A 19,301-nucleotide genomic window follows, 5' to 3' on the forward strand; every position below is an offset into this window, starting at 1 on the left:
CTGAATGAGGTCGGGGTTCTCCAAAATTGGAGCGCCCCGGCCTCACTCAATTGATACCGGCCCCGAGTCATGCGGACGGATTGGCTTTGCCCCACATCCACAGCATCACGTCAAAGACTCTCAACGTTGAGAGTTCGGGACGACCGATCTCAGCACGAAGCTTCGTGGCCCGCTCCTCAAGATAGTCGCCCTCAGCCTGGAACACTTCCCACCAAAGCCGCCACGAATCGCCTCGTCCAAGCCCAATCACTCGGTTCACCACTGCGTCTTCAATTGGGATGAGGTGAGGACGTTTGCGTGCCATAATTTTGCTCGTGGTCGTCGGCCCGATCCCCCACCGGCTGTCGCCCGGCCGATTACGTCGGAGAAGGTCCCACAAATCCATCGCTTTGGACTTCAAGCCCAGATGCTTTTCAAACTCTGACTTCGAGAGTGCACCAATGGCGACATTCGGGATTTGTTTAAGAACTCCATTGAAGACCGAAGACTCTCCACTGAGGATGGCGATACCGGCACGCGCTGGAACTCTGACAGCTAAAGTTTCAACTGAGTACAGATCCGCAATAGAGGGATGAGTCTCGCACGACCACTATGAAATGCTGTCCCAATTGCGTATTCTCGAAGCACCAGATCTTCAATTTCCTGATTGAGTCCGTCAAGCTCCTTCCGGTTCGCCACGGTGGCTTGTGAGATTGTCTCAACAGCGCCTCGCGTCTCCCGAACTTCGTCCAATTCCGGGAGACATCCATAGACGTTCGTACTTTCCGCGTGAAGATTGGCAGCCACTCGCCAGATTGGTTCATTTTGCATGGCTACTCCTCTGACAAAAACACAGGATCTAATCTCGCACCCGACAGCTAGTTTGCATTTTATGAGTCGGCACTGACACAGCTGACCATATGGAAATCATCCCGTACAAAATACGCTGACATGGAGTGAGTTTCGTTGACACAGTTTCGCTGGCTCGAAGCTGCTTTCTACACAAGTACACCGAGGCATATGCTCCGAAGCCAGGTCCTGGCCACGCGCTAGTCAACGTCGCAGCCGTGGGCATGCATTTCATCGACGCGCATTGTCGCCCGAGCCTCCATCCGATGAAATACCCACCTGTCATTGGAGTCAAGAGCACAGGATCCATCGCCGAGTTTGCCCCGGCGATGCCGTTGCAAGGCATTACACCGCTGAGCATCGCGACGAGTTCAGACGAACTGAAGCAGGACATACAGTACTCCTCCGCGCTGATGTTGACGGTGCCGGTCTTCTGCCGACCAAGATCAGCTGTCACCTGAGCAGGAATGCTTTCTCTGCGGTATGCAGCTACGAGAAGAGTGGTTGTCACGCATGGCCAGTACGAATGATTCGTTTCTCCATGACGAGAACGTCGACATCACAGCACTGGTCAAGGAGTCCTACTAACGGCGAGGTTGCGTGGCGCGTACGATGGAGTCATAAAAACGATCGTCGACGCGTCTCTCACGTCGTTCATCCGGCTCGCACTCATCGGCCAACTCGGTTGGACTACAAATTGGTTCCGCCCTTCGCCGTCCAGGTACTCAACTCATCGGGCCGCACCTTCCTCTCCTGTGCGTCGCTGGCATAGTTCGTCGGTTGTTTGGAAGAGTTAAAGAAGCGCTTGGGAATACCCTCAATGGACGTCGGACACGGTTGGCGCAACTTCGACCTCGGGGCGACGCTCGCGTTGGCTGAAGCCGCGAACGCGCTCTGAGCGTTGGAGGTAACCCAGATCCCCGGCAAGGTGGTCTAGACAGCGTGAACTCAAAATCTCCTCAGTCGCCAGTAAACAGAATGAACGCCAGCCAGCCACCACCTGACGATCGCACCTGCAACCTTTGCGACAGAAGGCGTAACACTTGGGAACCAAACGGGTAAAGACCGATGCGACACGTAAAAGAGTAGAGGCCAAGTAGACGATTTACTCCTGACACGCACTGGACCAGGGCATGTACGGTAAATATGGACCTGCCGGTTGGCGACAGCACGCATTTCATGGAGGCGGCTCAGAGTCCAAAGAGCTCCCAAAACCCCGGGTGCCCTAATTTGGTTACCCACCTTTCGTACCTATACTGCAACTATGACAAGAGAAGAGGTAGCCCCATTTGGGCACATGAGGCTCGCGGGCGGAAGATTCGAGAAAGCCGACGGACTGCCTGTCTCATCTGCAGCCGAATTGGAGCGGTACTCGAACCTCATAGGCGAAGTCGCCAGAGGCCTCTTCCTCAATGCGCATCCAGGCCGGAAACGTGTGCCCCGCGGCTTCGATGATTCTTTTGAACTCAGGCTCACTCGAATCACCCGCGGGAGTCAGATACCCGAGCTCGTGCGCCCAATTGACCCAAACCAAGCTACTCTGTTTGCCGAGATTGCCGACACCGATTGGCACGAAGAAGCGCGCAGACTGATAAACAGTGCCCTGGGAAGCATCACTGACGAAGACACGCTCCCTCCAGACTTCCCTCCCTCGGCATTAAAGCGCCTTGCACAGTTCGGCCGTGGCCTTCAAAAAAATGAAAAAATAGAGCTTGCGAATTCAGCGAACGATGAGCCGCTCGCGGTGCTCACAACTGAAACACGAAAGCGCATCCAACGTCTTGCTCAGCTCGACGAACTAGAAGTCGAAACTGTGCTGGTCGGCCAGGTGACTGGCCTGTCCTCAACTCCTCCAAGTGTCGACGTGACTACCAGCGACGGGCCTCACCAACGGACCATCAATGCGACTTTTTCAGACGACTCCGTTTGGGACGCACTGCGGACCCATCTTGGCTACGCATCCAAAGCACCATCGGTCGCGCTAAGCGTAATAGCAGTGCAAAATCGCTCCGGAGACATTGTCAAAATTACAGACATTATCCATGCCGAACCAGCACTACCGCCCTCATGGAATGATCGCCTCCAGCACCTCGCGGCTCTCAAAGCAGACTGGTTGTTTCCAGGTTCCGAAGCGCCTACTCCCAAAGTTATCGAACGAGTCGAATCGATATTACTAGCGATTTTAGACGCGGAGCTCACTGGCCCAGCAATCTATCCTTCTGGCGATGGCGGCATCCAACTTGAATGGCGCACCTCAACTCGAACCGCCGAAATTGAGATTCTCAACTCCGGAGTAATTGAAGCGATTTGGTACGAACAGACGCACGATGAAAACGGAGATGAGCTCACGCTGGACACCAACGATCCATACGCGGTAGCCGATTTCGTGAAAGGGGCAATTGATGAATGACGGCGGAGAAACTTTGGACGATGAAACTATTCTGACCGTGCAAAGTGAACTTCTATGGAGAAATGCACATCCAGACTGGATCGTCGACGGCAATTTGACCTCACAAGCTTTCCGTCCGACCCCAAAAGATCAGAAGAAACTTTCCAGTGCCAGAGAGTCCAAAGTGACTGTTGAGGACAACTACGAAGAGTACACTGAACGCTTCGGACTCACCTCTGCAGGAGTTTGGGCAGTCTCCGTTGAAGAGGTTAGTCAACAACGACTTCGCTCCATCTACGACGAACACTCTGATTCTTCGCCGTCTCCATGTTTAACTGGTCACACTTCAATAGATTTCACCTCTCTGACCGGCAATCAAGCGAAGCGGGTGGCAGGTCGACTACGGGACCAGGCAGAAGAACGAGGGAAACAACATCCTTGAACCAACCCCTCAGTGCCGAGAACCCAAGTGCCATTGAAAGCTAACAAAAAACGATTCGAATGTAAGTTACAGGACGTTCACAAATTGAACCTGAATTCAAGTCTCTCGCCGACCCTACCTACCGTACAGTTTGAGCTGACCAGCATTCATTTCAAAAGGCCTCCAAGTGATAACTGCATATCAAGCGGATCCTAATTCACTGTTTCAATTGGACGCATAAACCTACAAATCATCTCTGCTCAACAGCGACCGATCCCTCCAGTCATGACGACGCATTAGCAAAATACCCCCCCTAACGCCAATTCCGTCTTCTACCCGCATAGTGACTAGCGAACGAACGTGAAAACTGCTGCCATGTAGCAATATACGTCACTGGTTCTAGATTCAAGTACGTCAGGCTAAAGGACCTCGGACTCTTCCGAGTCGGACAATCAAGGAGTGCTACATGGACAAGCAAGATCTCGCGTCCAAGGTGTGGGCGATGGCCAACAAAATGCGCGGAAGCCTGGACGCCAACGACTACAAAGACTTCATCCTTGGCTTCCTGTTCTATAAGTTCCTCTCTGACCGCGAAGTGAACTTTCTTGTCGAATCGGGTCTACCCAAAGACCGAGTGGAAGAGGAACTTTCCGACCCAAAGAGCTTCGGTGCTACAGAAGTCAAGGACGAATTACACTATTTCATAGCACACGAGGATCTATTTACTACATGGCTGTCTAAAGGCAGCGATCTGCTCGCAAGTGATGTAGCCAACGGACTAAAACACTTCGATGAAAATCTCCACGGCAGCGGCAAACTACTATTCAAGAATATCTTTAAGTCTTTCCAAAATAGCATAGACAAACTTGGCGAAAACGCGTCAGTACAAGCAAGGAAACTCCGCCAGTTAATGAACATTATCAAACTGGTGCCGACAGGCAATAAGCAAAACTACGACGTCCTTGGTTACGTATACGAATACTTGATTGGTAAATTCGCGGCCAACGCTGGACGATCTGACGGAGAGTTCTATACTCCGCACCAAGTCGCCCTAGTGATGGCCGAGTTGGTAGCTGACCATCTTAAAGATCGTCAAAGTATCGATGTCTACGACCCAACGTCAGGGTCTGGCTCCCTGCTACTCAACATCGGAGAATCGGTGTCGCGTCAGACAAGCCGAAGCGATTTCATATCCTACTATGCCCAAGAACTGAAGGAAGACACATACAACATAACTCGAATGAATCTGATCATGCGCGGGATTGCCCCCGACCGTATCATTACCCGGCAGGCGGATTCCCTAGACCAAGACTGGCCCATCTTCGAAGACATAAAGAATCCGTCAACCTATAAATTGTTGCATGTCGACGCGGTAGTTTCCAACCCGCCTTATTCAGCTGAATGGGACCGCAACAGCAATTCTAGTGATCCACGTTTTGCCTACGGTCTTGCTCCCGCGAAAAAAGCTGATTTTGCTTTTCTATTGCACGAGCTTTATCATTTAAAGACCGACGGAATTCAAACTATAGTTCTTCCCCATGGCGTTCTTTTTCGGGGCGGTGACGAGAAGTCAATTCGTAGCAACCTCATTGAGAACAACCACATCGAAACAATCATTGGTTTTCCACCAAACATATTTTACGGTACTGGTATCGCAACCATCGTCGTGGTGCTTAAAAAATCCCGCGGCGATAGTCGTGGCGTATTATTCGTTGACGCTTCAAAAGGCTTCAAGAAGGTCGACAATAAAAAACGAGCTACGTGATCGTGATGTACGCAAGATTGTCGATACCGTTATAGCTCGACGGAGCGAACCTGGATATTCACGCCTGGTCGATCTTGATGAAATACGCTGCAATGACTACAATCTGAATATTCCGCGCTATATCGATAGCGCGGAGACGGTCGATTCCTGGGACCTATACGCCACAATGTTCGGTGGCATCCCGCAAACTGAAATTGATGAATTGGCGAATTTTTGGCAAGCGCTGCCTGGATTACGAGAAGCCCTCTTCGTTTCTGATAGCAACCCATACACAGAACTTATCGATGCCAACCACATTGGTGAAATCGTTTGTGAGCACGAAGTCACCCAGATGTTCCTTGCAGACTTTGAAAACGCGTTTAAGGGATTTAATGAGAAGCTTCGAGAAGATATAATTGACGGCGCGCTTTCTGTCGATCTGCATGTGTTCCAAGCCCGTTTGCGGGAAGACCTGTTCGCAAGGCTAAATCCAGTCCCAATTATCGACGACTATGAGGTTTACCAAATTTTCGCCGATCATTGGCAGATTGTTCAAGCTGATTTGGAGATCATACAGTCAGAAGGCTGGGATGCCACGCGTGTTGTGGACGAGCACCTAGTCATTAAGAAGAAGAATGGACAAGAGGAAGAAATTCCTGATGGTTGGAAAGGGCGTATCCTGCCTTTCGAAATAGTCCAGAGAAGTCTCCTTGCCAACGACTTAGCCGAGCTCAACCGTTTAAAGACTGCGCTGGACACAGCTGTGACTGCTCGAGATGAGCTTTTTGCTTCAATCAACGAAGACGACTATATCGCTGGAAATGTGTCTATCACCAACAAGGACGGTACAGCTTTCAACTCGACTGGTGTCACAAAGCGTTTGGATAATTTACTAGTCGACGTAACTTCACCCGAGATTGAAGCTCTGGAGGAGTATCGAACTTTGACCAAGGTCAAGGAGAGGAGACAGTTCGTTCAAGACCATCCTGAAGTCGATTGGTCGTCCCTTGAGTCAACGCAGAGTGGTTATCGGAAGGCATCTATCACCGCTCGAATTGCTGGATTGAAGAAACAGACTGAATTTGAAGAAGGATCACTTGAAGCCACGTTACTAGCTGCTGATGAAGCGCTGGCAGACATCTCGATCCTCAAAAGACAGGCTAAAGCGGCCGACGTTGCTCTACACGAAAAAACCAAAAGCACGGTCGAGAATCTGACCGATACCCAGATCAAGGATCTTCTGTACAGAAAATGGATTCTAGACTTCCGCGATGCGGCCAATGATGTCCCGGAACGTATGATCAGCCACCTGATCGATGCAGTCTCCAATCTCGGATCCAAATACGCAACCACGATGACTGACCTCAATGATGCTGTAAGTACATCAGAAACCCGATTGTCACATATGTTGGATGAGCTTACCGGCAGTGCACACGATAAGTTGGGGATGAACGCACTTCGCGAGTTACTGGGGCAAAAGTAGATGACACTGCCTGAGATTCGGTTCGGTGGATTCGAACGTAAATGGACTCGGCGCACGGTCCGAGAAATAGCCGGTGAAGTACGTGGCGGAGGCACCCCAGCTACTTCGGTGCCCGAATATTGGCAAGGAGAGATTCCTTGGATTCAATCCTCTGATACGAAAGAGGGCCAGCTATTTGGTCTCATTCCCAAGAAGGGCATCACAGCCGCAGGGATGGCTGCATCCGCTGCAGTGCGTGTACCTGCCGATTCAATCGCGGTAGTCAGCCGAGTTGGCGTCGGCAAACTGGCTCTCATGCCGTTCGAATATGCAACGAGTCAAGACTTCGTCAACCTATCTGGTCTGGGTGCAGAGCCAGAGTTCTTAGCTTACTCGCTTCAGTTGGCCCTCCGACATGCAGCCGCAAGTGCCCAAGGTTCCGTAATTAAAGGACTCACAACATCTGAAATACTCGATCTCGATTTGCTACTTCCCGAAATCACCGAACAACAGTACATCGGATCCTTCTTACGCGGACTCGACACTCTTATCGATGCACAGCGCAGCGAAACAGTGAAGTTGTTCAACGTCAAGCAAACGATGACGATCAAAATGTTCCCTCATACGAACGAGGCCGAACCTGAGATTCGGTTCGGTGGATTCGAACGTAAATGGACTCGGCGCACGGTCCGAGAAATAGCCGGTGAAGTACGTGGCGGAGGCACCCCAGCTACTTCGGTGCCCGAATATTGGCAAGGAGAGATTCCTTGGATTCAATCCTCTGATACGAAAGAGGGCCAGCTATTTGGTCTCATTCCCAAGAAGGGCATCACAGCCGCAGGGATGGCTGCATCCGCTGCAGTGCGTGTACCTGCCGATTCAATCGCGGTAGTCAGCCGAGTTGGCGTCGGCAAACTGGCTCTCATGCCGTTCGAATATGCAACGAGTCAAGACTTCGTCAACCTATCTGGTCTGGGTGCAGAGCCAGAGTTCTTAGCTTACTCGCTTCAGTTGGCCCTCCGACATGCAGCCGCAAGTGCCCAAGGTTCCGTAATTAAAGGACTCACAACATCTGAAATACTCGATCTCGATTTGCTACTTCCCGAAAGGACCGAACAACAGTACATCGGATCCTTCTTACGCGAGCTCGACACACTCATCACTCTCCGTCGCCAATTTCTGATTAAACTCGAGAATATTAAAAGCACGTTTCAGTCATTGATCTTTGCTTGACACGAAAGGCCCAATCGTTGAAAGGAAATCCGATTCAGTTCCGCGACGAGTCCGAATTTGAAGACGCTGTTATAGAAGCATTGACTTCGCGCCACGGTTGGAGCCCAGAGGTATTAACTAACTATTCAGAACGCGATTTAGTTCAAAATTGGACTCAGATCGTTTTCGAGAATAATATCCATAGAGATGGCTTGAATAACGTACCGCTCAACGAAGACGAGACGCGCCGGCTGGTCGACCAGATCGCACAAATGCGAACTCCAAGTCAAGTCTATGAGCTCATCCAGGGTAAAGAAATACCACTGAAGCGCTCCAACGAAGCCGATACAAACAACTGTGGGCAGATTGTTTATCTCAAGATCTTCGACCCTCGCCAGGTTGCTGGAGGAGCCAGTACCTACCAGATTGCCAAACAGCCCCGTTTCAGCAAACGCAGCATCGTTCAAAAAGACCGCCGAGGCGACTTCCTTCTGTTGATTTGGGGACTTCCCCTAATTCACGTCGAACTCAAAGGATCTAATCACGACACCACAGAAGCGATCGTCCAAGTACAAAAGTATATGAGCGAATCGGTCTTTTCTGGGTTCTTTAACGCCGTCCTTGTCTTTGTGGGCATGACCCCCGATGACATGCGATACTTCGCTCGCCCGAACAGCTACGAAGACCTCAAGACAGACTTCCAGTTCCGCTGGGCAGACCGCGAGAACGAGTGGTACCCGGATTGGACAGGCTTTGTTGCCAATTTCATCGGCATACCGCAGGCCCATCGCCTAATTGGCGACTATCTTATCGCCGACTCCGCAGACCATACCTTGAAGGTCATGCGGCCCTATCAAGCCCACGCTATTAATGCGATCTTGGACCGTATGTATTCGGTCAACAAGCTTCACCCAGATGAGTGGACCCGCAATACCCAGAAAGGAGGGTACATTTGGCACACAACAGGGTCGGGGAAGACAATGACTTCCTTCAAATCTGCAGCTCTGCTTCAACGTGACGATCTGTCCGATAAAGTCATTTTCGTGCTTGACCGAATTGATCTTTCAAAACAGTCGGCTGACGAGTACCTCGGATTCGCTGATGATTCGGTAGACATTGAACAACCGCGTAATGCTTTTCAGCTTCTTAAGTCGATGAAGAATGATCAACGCCTGTTGATTGTGACTTCACTTCAAAAATTGAACGTCTTGTGTAGCGAGGATTCGACTGTCAGCGAGTCTGATTTTTCGCACGTTCGCAATCAACGCCTACTTTTCGTCATTGACGAAGCCCACCGTTCGACGTTTGGCGAAATGTTTGCCAACCTCAAGAGGCGCTTTCCACATGCCATGTTTATCGGGTTCACCGGGACCCCGATTCAGGATGAGAACAAACGTAAGAATACCGTGACTGCCGAACTTTTCGGAAGCGAGCTTCATCGCTACTCAATCTATTACGGGTTGCGCGACGCCAATGTTCTAAAATTTGATACGAAACCCGTCGCTACCCTCAATTACGACCACTTACGCCGTAACATAGCGTTGGAGCGCGCGAGGGCTGCGAGCATCGCCGATGCTTTAGAGAACGATAAAAAGCGGGAGATCTATTTTCGTTACAACGACCCAAATCAAGTACCGTGGGCAGGATATTATAACCGTGACAGCGAAGGCAATAGAATCGCCTATGTTAAGGGTATTGAAGATTTGGCTGGGACTGAACCTTGGGATACCCAAGATCACCGGAACACGGTTGTGGCAAACATTATTAATGAGCAGTGGCCATCTCGTTCGTCGGGGGGAAAGTTTCACGCGCTCTTTGCAGTCAATTCTATCGAAGCTGCTATAGATTATTACAGAAAGTTTAAACTGCATAATCAGCAAGTCTCTGGCGTAAAGAGATTGAACGTAACTGCAGTCTTCACCGACGCAGACGAAAATTCGGAATTCAGCGTCGATCGCGGCTTGAGCGTGACAGAGATTCTCGAAGACTACAACGCCACATTCAATAAACAGTTCAGTCGTGAACGTTTTGATGATTTCCGAGATGACGTACGTAAACGACTGGCCCACAAAAATCCGTATCGCAGTATAGATTTCGACAAATCACAGCAATTAGACATCGTTATTGTTGTAAACCAGCTTCTAACCGGCTATGACTCCAAATGGGTTAACTCGCTATATTTGGACAGAGTGATGGCATACGACAACCTGGTCCAGGCCTTTTCTCGTACTAACCGTATCTTCGGTAAAGATAAGCCATTCGGATCGGTGGTTTACTACCGGCAAGTTCGAACGCTTGAACGTAACATCGAAGATGCTTTTGACCTATATTCTGGACACCAGGAGCAAGGGGTCTTTGTCGACTCGCTTCCAAGAACATTGCTCCAAATCAACAATGCTTTTATGGTCATTGACCAGGTTTTCCGTGCCGCGCGTATTAAGAATTTCTCTGAGTTGCCCACAGGTCTGGAGGAGCGTAGGCGGTTCGCAGTCGCATACTTGGACTTGGTTCATTCGCTTGACGCGGCTTTGATTCAGGGATTCAGCTGGGACACTTTGGCGTACGATTTTCCAGATAGCGGCAATGATACGGTTACGGTCGCACTGGACCGGGACATCTTCTCCGCCTTACAAGCTCGCTATGCCGACCTCGTAGATCAAACTGAAGTTGATCAGGAAGGTCAAGGGAACGACTCAGGACCAATCGCGTTCGACCTTGACTACGCGGCAGCGGCGCGGGACAGTCGACGTATTGATTTCAACTATCTTGATAAGAAGTTTGCGGACTACCGAAAGCTGCTAGCCTCTGACGCGATTGATGATGAGAATCGCAGGGCACTATTGGAAGCGATTCAGAGCTCATGGGCGAGCTTGCCCGCACAAGACCAAGAATTGTCTCGACAGATCTTGCGCGATCTTGAGGCTGGCAGGCTCGACATGCACTCAGATAAGACGTTACGCGAATATCTTTGTGACTATCAGGCTGACACTCGCGACGAATTTATCAGCAAGTTGAGTATTGCCACAGGTATTGAGTTCGACAAAGTATTGTCCCGAGTCACAACAGTCAACGGGAACGATTCGAGTCAAATAGATCAAGCTATGCGATATCTCCGTGATGCTGCTGATCTCTCTGTTTTCACAGAATGGCTAGAGATAGAAAAGGGCATTTTTACAACCCTGTTTGAAGCACGAGTTTATCTCAAGAGTCTCTTACGAACATTTCTACGTCAACCATTTGATGTCGAGTTTTGGCAAACTACTAACTTCGACCGTGACTAGTTCGGAACGTTCACGAATGTTTCTGGCGGATCTTCGAACGTACGCTGTGACGCTCTCCGCCGGTTGGGCCGCGGACACCACACTATCGCGGAATTTTGGAGCTCGTCGATGGCCCTTTCATGGATTTGTTCGGTTGGAGGAGCTGGGCATCGCTGGCCCAATGAACGGCCAGCGGCCGCGAGCCCCAAAACAATACGATGTGACGACCAAGCCGGTGTCGAGGGCCAAGGGATACTGTGCCATTCGGTCTTTATGTCTAAATGCAGTGAGTCTGGGAGCCAGTAACACCTCAGTGGCCACTGTGTACGATGGCCGAAGTACCTTGTGAAGTCCTGGAGAGGGCTACACAGAAGTCCTCCCACTGGTAACGAGCACTCACCGGGTGACGCTAACGATGTCTGGTTCTTTGCGTTCAAAGAGACGTTTGGGACTCACTTGTCCGTTCCAGGGCAGTTCTTGGGCATTAATTTGGATTAGGCTTCAGGCGTCCGTACTAAGTCGCACAAATATTCTGGACTGCCGTTGACAGCGTCCATCGGACTACTCGACTTCACCGTCTGATCGCAATTGGTTTGCTGAACGGGTTTTTGTGATCGCGCGCTGGAGAGGCGGCGACGATCCTTTGATTCTCTCAATCAGTCGGAGTTCCTCTGAACGTTTGGTGAAAGGAACAAGCTACTAGTTGGCAAATTGAATAGTTTAATTCGCCAGGTAGACGTGGTCCGATCTGAGCAAAACCGAGCTTGCTTTGCAGGCACCTAGTACTTGCATAGTTACTACAATTACGTGCTACGAGTGCTGCCATCGGTTCTTACGTGCCAATATTGCTGATTCCCGGATCCCTACACACACAACGGCATGTTAGCTACCATATATAGATGGGGAGAGGACGTGTCGACTTTGACCGCGGTATCGCTCGCTTGGCGTCTTATGCCCGGTATCATGGTCATGCCAACCCTAAGAACGTCGAGATTTGGCTCGGCTGGAGCATCGGACTTTGGGTGTCGAATTTGCGAGCAAAATTTCGTTCCGGTAAGTTGACTGACAGCCAGGTGGCAGAGGCCAAACGACTTGGTGTGAGATTTAGTCCCCCGTACCACGCGCTGAAACCAAGGCCACCGACGAGAGCCGAGCGTCGAGAACGCGACTATCTCAATTGTCTTAGTAAGCTTGAAGACTATTATCGCCAGCATGGACACATCAACGTCCCTCAGAATGAAGGCACGAACGATTGGCCCACCGCTGGCCGTTGGATCGCTCGCCTGCGTAGCGCTTATCGGCTGGGCACTCTGCCTACAACTGTCGTACGCGAAGCCACGAGATTGAACATCAATTGGAATCCGGGACGAGGCAAGCGCGTGTCAGGATGACGGGACGCTGTCACTTACTACTTCCTTGACGTCTGCTCGACCTCAGCCATAGCGATAAATGCCCGTGGACCTCATCTGGTCTTTTGCGTCATCCACCAGTGAGGATGTTTTGTCGCGTCGACACACATTTCGTGTTGTGAGTGACTCGAAAACGGCCCCGGAACACTCATGTAAGTGGGTGGCTCAGCGACTGGTGACGAAGTCTCGAACAAATGGACTGGTCTCGACACCTACCCGACCTTCGTCCATCAGGCGTCGCGAGTTTCCAATACACACATAGACGGGGCATCGTGCACCTTTGATTGACGGGCCACGTCTTCTCATTTGATTGTCCCTTGCATCATAGGACGCTGGACTTCGTAGATGGCACCCACTAGTGGCAGGTGGATGAGCACCTGGATCGGGGCAGTGCCGGCGGTCATTTGCAGTGCCTGATGGTAGACGGCCATCTGCCCGAGGTACTTGTCACGAATATGGTCGATCGGATCGGTTCCGGGGTAGGACTTGTGATCGACGAGAATGTGTTCTCCGTTGGGCAGCAGAATACGCGCGTCGATCCATCCTTGCATCACCTGTGCATCATCGTTGCGCAACGCGATTGGGGACTCCGTGACCACCTCCGCGCCGGGGTACGTCGTCTTAACCCATTCGTTCCATCGGTTGCCGACCTCGATGAGCAGATCCGCATTCAACACACCGTCGGCATCCCAGCGCGAGAGGATCCTCTCAGCTGCCGCACCCCTCAACTCATCCGTCAGCTTCGCCAACGGCAATCCCAAGTAGGCGTGGACTGCATCGCCGACCCGGTCCCAGTCCTTGTCGCCCCTCGCCACCAGCGGCTCCCCCAACTCGGCGAGAATCTTCACGTCCGCCTCAACTCCGTCTGAGGGCACATTGCTCGCGGTGAACCGTGCTGGCAATCCAGCACCTGTGGGCGCGGAGTTTCTGACGGGAATGTCTGTGCGGGCGAAGAATGAACGCGGCGGGCCAGCCGTATCAGTTGCCGATCTCTCTTCGACGTCAGTCGGGAAGGCACTGATCCGCATCGGCAGATCATGCACCGTGGTTCCGCCACCGTGGTCGCGCCGGTTGGCGATGCGCAGGATGCCATTCTCCTCGGTCGCTCCGACACTCTGGTCAGTGATCGTCGGCAGGTCCCACTCAAGGAGGTCTTCAGAAACAGACTTGGTGAGGACGTTGTCCTTCCCTGCAGGATCTCCGAACGCCACAATGCTGTACGTTTCAGCACGAGTGAGCGCAACGTAGAGCAGTCGCGCGGTCTCATCTTTTTCTGCCTGATTCGCGCGACTGACCGCGTCGAGGTGCCGCAATCGGTCCTTCAGCGGGTCGTAGCCTTTGAGCACGCGAGGCAGATACCGCAGAGCACGATTCGCCAAGGGGTACCGCGCGTCGAAGACAGATGCCTTCTCCACGGTGATCTCTCTGTGCCCATAGTCCTTATCTACAGGTACACCGACAATGACAACTGGCCACTGCAGACCCTTCGACTGGTGCATCGTCGTCACGAGCACGGCGTCATGGGCCGTCGTCTGCTCATAGGATCCGGCCGCCTCGGTGAGGTGATCGAGCAGGCCTGCCGGAGTGACCGGCGAACGCGTCTGTTCCGAAACGTCCGCATATTCACCGGCGATCTGGCACAGGGAATCAAGCGTTGCCAGACGGTTCTCCGGTGTCGTCCACGCTTTGATCCGCTGCGGCAGGTCGAGGGCATCGATGATGCCGAGCAGTAGGTCGACCGGTGAGTAGTGAGCAGCGTTGAGCGCCAGTTCAGATAGCGCTGCTAATGCCGGGTCGTTCCACCAAGTCTGGGGATGGTCACGCCGTTCTTTCTTGTCGACGATCCGTGCCGCGTCTTCGAACCAAGAGTCGTGACTGCCGTGGTCGGGCATGAGAGTGACGAGCTCGGCGAGCGCCACCGCATCGTTCTGGTCGACGACCGCGGCCAATCCGGCAGCGACAAACTGTCCTTCCCGCGTCGAGAGCAGATCGTTCGTCGAGCCTACCGCGCGAATGCCTCGTTCACGGAGTTGGTCGACGACCCTGGCCACCTGCGAATTCGTGCGGACGAGGACCGCGATATCGCCCTGTTTGACCTCACCGTCAGGCAGTTGGGGCGAGCGCTGGAGGAAGTCCTCGACTCCCGCGGCGATGGCTTTGCCCATCCGAGTGTCCGCAGAACGCGCCCCGCCCGTGGTTGTGGTCGGTACCCAGAGTTCGCGGCTGCCGATGTGGCGCAGGTGCTCCCGCTGTTCGGGGATCATCAGCTCCACTTCGTTCTTCTTCTGGTCGGCGAATACCGAGCTGAAGATCGTGTTCGACAGCTCAAGTGCCGGCTCAGTGGAACGCCAGGACGCCCCGAGGTTCTCCGAGGTGGCGGTGCCAAGGTCGGTCTTGCCCTCGATGAGTGCTGAGAAGACATCGTTCATCAGTTCAGGGTCGGCCCCGCGGAAACCGTAGATTGCTTGTTTGCGGTCCCCCACCCAAATGACTTCATCGACGAGGCCGGCGAGCTCCATAAAGATTGCCAACTGGATGGGTGAGGAGTCTTGAAACTCGTCGACGGCGAGCAGTTTGTACCTGGATGCCACCGAGTCTCGGACTCGATCATTGTTGCGCAGCAATTCCAGGGCGCGGACTTCCTGGTCGACGAAGTCCATGACGCCGAGGCTGTTCTTGTGCTCCTCATATGCCGACAGTGAGGTGATGGCTGTGTCGATGACGAGACTGATGAGTGCTTCGATGTCCGCATGGAGGGCGGAGTTGGCCAGGAGTTCGTCGGAGACGAGGCAAGCGCTCGAGTCTTCGAGGATCTGTTTCGGCACTGCGCCGGGGGCTTTCCCACCAGGCACAGCCGAGTACTTCGCATTGGCAATCTTCGCCCACGTTGACCAGGGGATCCGCGTGAAGGGGTCGGCCTCCTCGGTGCCGGTGTCGAGGTCCCGGAGGAAACGGTCGAGGGAGACGAGACTGCCTTCGACGTTCCCCTCACTGCGTTTCGTCACCTTGAGTCCCTCGGCCGGCGGTTCCTCACCGGCCTGGAAGCTCCGCAAAGCTTCGCGGAGCTCTTCGATGTCACTAGCCAGGGTGTCACGCCATTTCTGCCGTCCGTCCCCATCACCTGCGGGGAGGGCGGAGAGGAAAAGTGTCGCTGATTCGCGAGCCGATTGTTTGAGTTCTGCGCGAGTGTCGCCGCGCGTCTCTGCCACGGCCCTGACCAATTTGGACCAGATTTCAGGGCCATGACCGAATGAGTTCGCGTCATCGAGGCTGCCATTGTGACTGGTCCGGGCGAGCAGGTCACGGTGGGTGGCTTCCACCCCAGCGACGACCTCGTCGACGGCTGTGGTGAAGACGATCTCCTGTTCTTGCTCCTCGAGGACGCGCAGCTCGGGCGAGTATCCCGCGTCGATGGCGTATTCGGTGACCAGGCGGCCGGACATCGAGTTGATGGTGCCGATGAGGGCGGTGCTGATCTCCTCGGCGGCTGTGATGTTCCCATCGTCGAGGAGTCGCTTCTGCGTCTTTTCGACGAGGTCGGCTGCTGCGCGGACGGTGAAGGTGGTGGCGATGACTTCGCTGGCTCGCAATACGGGTTGACCGTCGTCTGTTGTCTGGGACAGTCGTTCGGAGAGCACTTCCGTCAGTCGGTAGGTCTTTCCTGAGCCCGCCGAAGCGGTGATGACGTGAACGCTCATGAGTGGTCCCCCGCGATGCCATAGATGAGGTTGAAGTTGCTGTAGGACTGGTTCTTGACCACAAAGAGTCGGCCCTCATCCAACTCATCCGCTTTGAGGGTCTTGAGCGCTTTGTCGACCTGTGTGTTCCTGGATTGGGGATTGGCGCCGAATTCGGCGTGAACGTCCGCATTCAGTGAGTCGAAGTGACCGGTGGCGATGGCCGAGAGTGTGTGTTCGATCGAGGATTGAATGAGCGGCCATAGTCCGGCAGGATCACCGCCGAGGCCGTTACCGTCATCGTCGAAACTGTCGGCTGCTCCGGCATTGTAGTTCTCGTCGAGGCCGGAGTCGGTCGAGATGAATCGTCCTTGTTTGAGCATGAAGTACGAGGTGAGTGGGTTGGCACCCGTCGGGGAATCGATGGTGCGTGAGTAGACGCTCAACTGGACGGCTTCACCGTCATCGATCATCGTCCGATAGCGCTTCTCATAGTTCGCCCACTTGAGGTCGATGATTGCCGGTCGACTGTCGCTGAACGCGCCTTCAAGATCGCGCTGTCCTCTCAGCCGAACGGTCATTGCTTCGCCAGCGACGGTCAGTACCCAGTCGTGGTCGAAGCCGGTTTCGGCGCCGACGATCGTAATGCCGCGATTACTGAGCGTGGTGAACAGATGAACCAACGACGCGGTTGCGGTGGACCTGATCGTGTTTTTACGTGCCAATTGCCCCGGCAGGAGCAGCTCGGAAGCGAACCGTGGGACTAAGCGGTCGAAGGTCTTCGCGATGTCGACGGGTGTGGTCGCCGAGTTGTCGCTGTCGTTCCTGGCCTGCACGAGGTATTCGACTACGGCGTGAACCAAGTTGCCGATCATGCGGTTGTCTGTGGGGATGTCGAAAGTGAACCCGCGGCTGAGGCCGAGGCCGCGTTCGAGTGTCCAGCCCAACGGGTCGGAGAGCAACTGGTCGATCTGACTGAAGGACAGCGTCTCCGGCAAGAGGTGGCGGAAGTCGCCTTCGAGGACGCGTGAGACTCTGTTCGGGGCAGTGAACTGTTCGAGGCTGTCCGTCGACGTCGGAATCGCCACGTCATCCAGTTGCCATGTCCCGTCTGTGATGAGATCCGCGACGGACCGAGCGACCGTCGGGTCGGAAAGCACAGTGTCGACCGATCCATTTGGAAAACGGTCGCCATCTGCTACGGCAATGTCTTCTGCCAGTCGTGAAAGTACGGGGTGAAGGGTCACCGGTTCGCCTCGGCTGGTTTCGGGGCAGAAGCAGATGAGGTTTGCAGCGGCGCGGAGACCGTCGAGTTCGGCGGCTTGTCTCAGTCGTTCTTTCTCTGTCGAGGTGGAGATCCGGACTCCTGATTGCGCCAATGCGTCGATTTCGGCTGGGTCCCAGGTCTCGTTCGCTGAGGTGGCTGAGCGCTGTGAGCACCACCAGACGACGGTATCCGAGCCTTCCGGGACTTCTGCGGGGCTGGTGACGACAGTCCAGTAAGCCGCTTGGGCATGGGCGTCGGAACGAGTCGCAATCGGTGCACTAGATTCTGCGATGTCGAAGAGCTCGCGGACTCGGATGGTGTTCGTACCGAGCCGGGAGATGGCGGCGCGGAAGGACGCGAGGTGGGTGGCCGCCTCGGCGATCAATGCGGTGGTGTCGTCCCGTGCTGTGTCAGCGATGCGGTTGCCGTTCAGTCTGCGCAGGCGTGTAGCCAACCAGTCCAATGCGGGGTTGAGGGAGCCGAGGTCGAGCTCTTCTGAGTCGATCGCTGGCGGCCTGGTACGCAGGAAACCGTCAAGTGCTTGCGCGGTTTCCCACGCTCGGGTGGCGATTTCGGAATTCTCGGCTGTTCGGCTCTTCAACTGGTCGAGAGCGCGCATCCACGCGGACTCAGGATCGTTGGAGATACCCGGTTCTTCGGTGAGGGCTTGCAGGAGCACCGACGACACTCCCTGCGGAACGAGCGACGTGGCGGGGGAAGTTGCGTCATTTGTGCCGAAGGAGAGATGCAGGAACTCGGCGACTCGACGGATATCGGTCGGGGGCAAGACAGCGCCGAGGAAAACAGGGAGTATCTGTGCGGACGGGTTTGCTGCGTTGGAGTCGGCGATTCCGAGCGTCGGCGCCTGTCGTCGTGCCAGCTGTTGGTCGAGGACAGTGGTGGCATCGCCGGCATGATGCAGATGCGCTCTCGGTCGTTCACATTTTCGAGGTACCTAGCGGCCGCCTCGGCGGTGGACCAGGTATCGGGGCCGCGCACGATGGTGAGTTGCGGCGTTTCCGTTGGTGCTGCGGACTCCGTGACGGTCACGCCTGCAGCTTCTACCGCGCCGATGATGTCCTGCCACACCTGCGGGAGAGTGTCCCTCTTGTCGCGCAGTTCGATCGAGTCGATTCCAAGCGGCCAACTAACTCCGTGCAGCCGAAGCAGCTCGAGCGTCTCGCGCACGTCGTCAGCACGACCGGGTGCCAGAGTTGCGGTGGTGTCATGTGGCGGACCGACCACGACGAGACTTTCGACTGTTGCCAAGGCGTCGAGTCGTGGGTGTTCGGAGTAGTCCTGGCCGTCCTCGTGCGGTTTCCAGCCGGCCTCGATCGCGTCGTCGCGCAGCTCGAGCAGGTGGTGGGCGGTGTTCCAGGGGTCGTTAGCGAACGACCGGCGATACCAAGGATGGTCAGCTTGTGCGAGCAGCGACCGGTATTGAGCGATGCGAATGGGGCGGTCGATGGTGGGTCGGGTCGTGCCCAATCGAGTCTGGAGGATGCCGAGCAAGCCGAGCGGTCCAGTGACCACGGTTGTGCTGGTGGTGCCGGTCGACCACGGTGCCCGATCGAGGTTCCATCCGAAGACGATGCGCATGTGTGGTCCTTCCCTCAGCCCATCCACGGCTCA

At 54.2% G+C, this 19,301-nt stretch carries 10 protein-coding genes and 1 pseudogene; 7 read left to right on the forward strand and 4 right to left on the reverse strand.

What is annotated here, in order from left to right; genetic code table 11:
- Window positions 1-67: 67 nt before the first annotated feature.
- On the reverse strand, window positions 68-565 hold the full coding sequence (locus AC2W7L_RS10875) for a DUF6308 family protein (protein ID WP_486004525.1): 498 nt from the start codon (window positions 563-565) through the stop codon (window positions 68-70).
- A gap of 481 nt (window positions 566-1,046) precedes the next feature.
- On the opposite strand from AC2W7L_RS10875, the gene AC2W7L_RS10880 reads away from it, so the two are divergent.
- The 7 genes and pseudogenes from AC2W7L_RS10880 to AC2W7L_RS10910 all read left to right on the forward strand — a co-directional run bounded on the left by AC2W7L_RS10880 (window position 1,047) and on the right by AC2W7L_RS10910 (window position 12,707).
- Complete coding sequence (locus tag AC2W7L_RS10880) at window positions 1,047-1,289, forward strand: hypothetical protein (protein ID WP_486004481.1); 243 nt, start codon at window positions 1,047-1,049, stop codon at window positions 1,287-1,289.
- 803 nt (window positions 1,290-2,092) lie between these two features.
- Window positions 2,093-3,238 (forward strand): hypothetical protein, encoded by a 1,146-nt coding sequence (locus tag AC2W7L_RS10885; protein ID WP_486004482.1) that lies wholly within the window; start codon window positions 2,093-2,095, stop codon window positions 3,236-3,238.
- A complete protein-coding gene (locus tag AC2W7L_RS10890; protein ID WP_486004483.1) occupies window positions 3,231-3,659 on the forward strand; it encodes a hypothetical protein in 429 nt (142 codons plus the stop codon). Before AC2W7L_RS10885 ends, AC2W7L_RS10890 begins: the two co-directional genes overlap by 8 nt.
- A gap of 445 nt (window positions 3,660-4,104) precedes the next feature.
- Window positions 4,105-6,865: pseudogene (locus AC2W7L_RS10895) on the forward strand (type I restriction-modification system subunit M).
- Complete coding sequence (locus AC2W7L_RS10900) at window positions 6,866-8,077, forward strand: restriction endonuclease subunit S (protein ID WP_486004484.1); 1,212 nt, start codon at window positions 6,866-6,868, stop codon at window positions 8,075-8,077.
- Entirely contained in the window at window positions 8,074-11,337 is a 3,264-nt protein-coding gene (locus tag AC2W7L_RS10905; RefSeq protein ID WP_486004485.1) for a type I restriction endonuclease subunit R, EcoR124 family, read from the forward strand. The genes AC2W7L_RS10900 and AC2W7L_RS10905 overlap by 4 nt, the downstream gene beginning before the upstream one ends.
- Before the next feature lie 878 nt (window positions 11,338-12,215).
- Complete coding sequence (locus AC2W7L_RS10910) at window positions 12,216-12,707, forward strand: helicase associated domain-containing protein (RefSeq protein WP_486004486.1); 492 nt, start codon at window positions 12,216-12,218, stop codon at window positions 12,705-12,707.
- A 320-nt stretch (window positions 12,708-13,027) separates the two neighbouring features.
- Here the strand turns inward: AC2W7L_RS10910 and AC2W7L_RS10915 are convergent, their stop codons facing one another.
- The 3 genes from AC2W7L_RS10915 to AC2W7L_RS10925 are packed head-to-tail and all read right to left on the reverse strand — an operon-like array spanning window position 13,028 to window position 19,268.
- The gene (locus AC2W7L_RS10915) at window positions 13,028-16,423 is read right to left on the reverse strand and encodes a UvrD-helicase domain-containing protein (protein ID WP_486004487.1); all 3,396 of its coding nucleotides are present in this window, start codon (window positions 16,421-16,423) and stop codon (window positions 13,028-13,030) included.
- Window positions 16,420-18,348, reverse strand: a complete 1,929-nt coding sequence (locus AC2W7L_RS10920) for a PD-(D/E)XK nuclease family protein (protein ID WP_486004488.1) — start codon at window positions 18,346-18,348, stop codon at window positions 16,420-16,422. Before AC2W7L_RS10920 ends, AC2W7L_RS10915 begins: the two co-directional genes overlap by 4 nt.
- Complete coding sequence (locus tag AC2W7L_RS10925; protein ID WP_486004489.1) at window positions 18,267-19,268, reverse strand: hypothetical protein; 1,002 nt, start codon at window positions 19,266-19,268, stop codon at window positions 18,267-18,269. The genes AC2W7L_RS10920 and AC2W7L_RS10925 overlap by 82 nt, the downstream gene beginning before the upstream one ends.
- Window positions 19,269-19,301: the final 33 nt, after the last annotated feature.

The sequence above is a fragment of the Brevibacterium sp. LAARM3_SD1 genome (assembly GCF_057364765.1).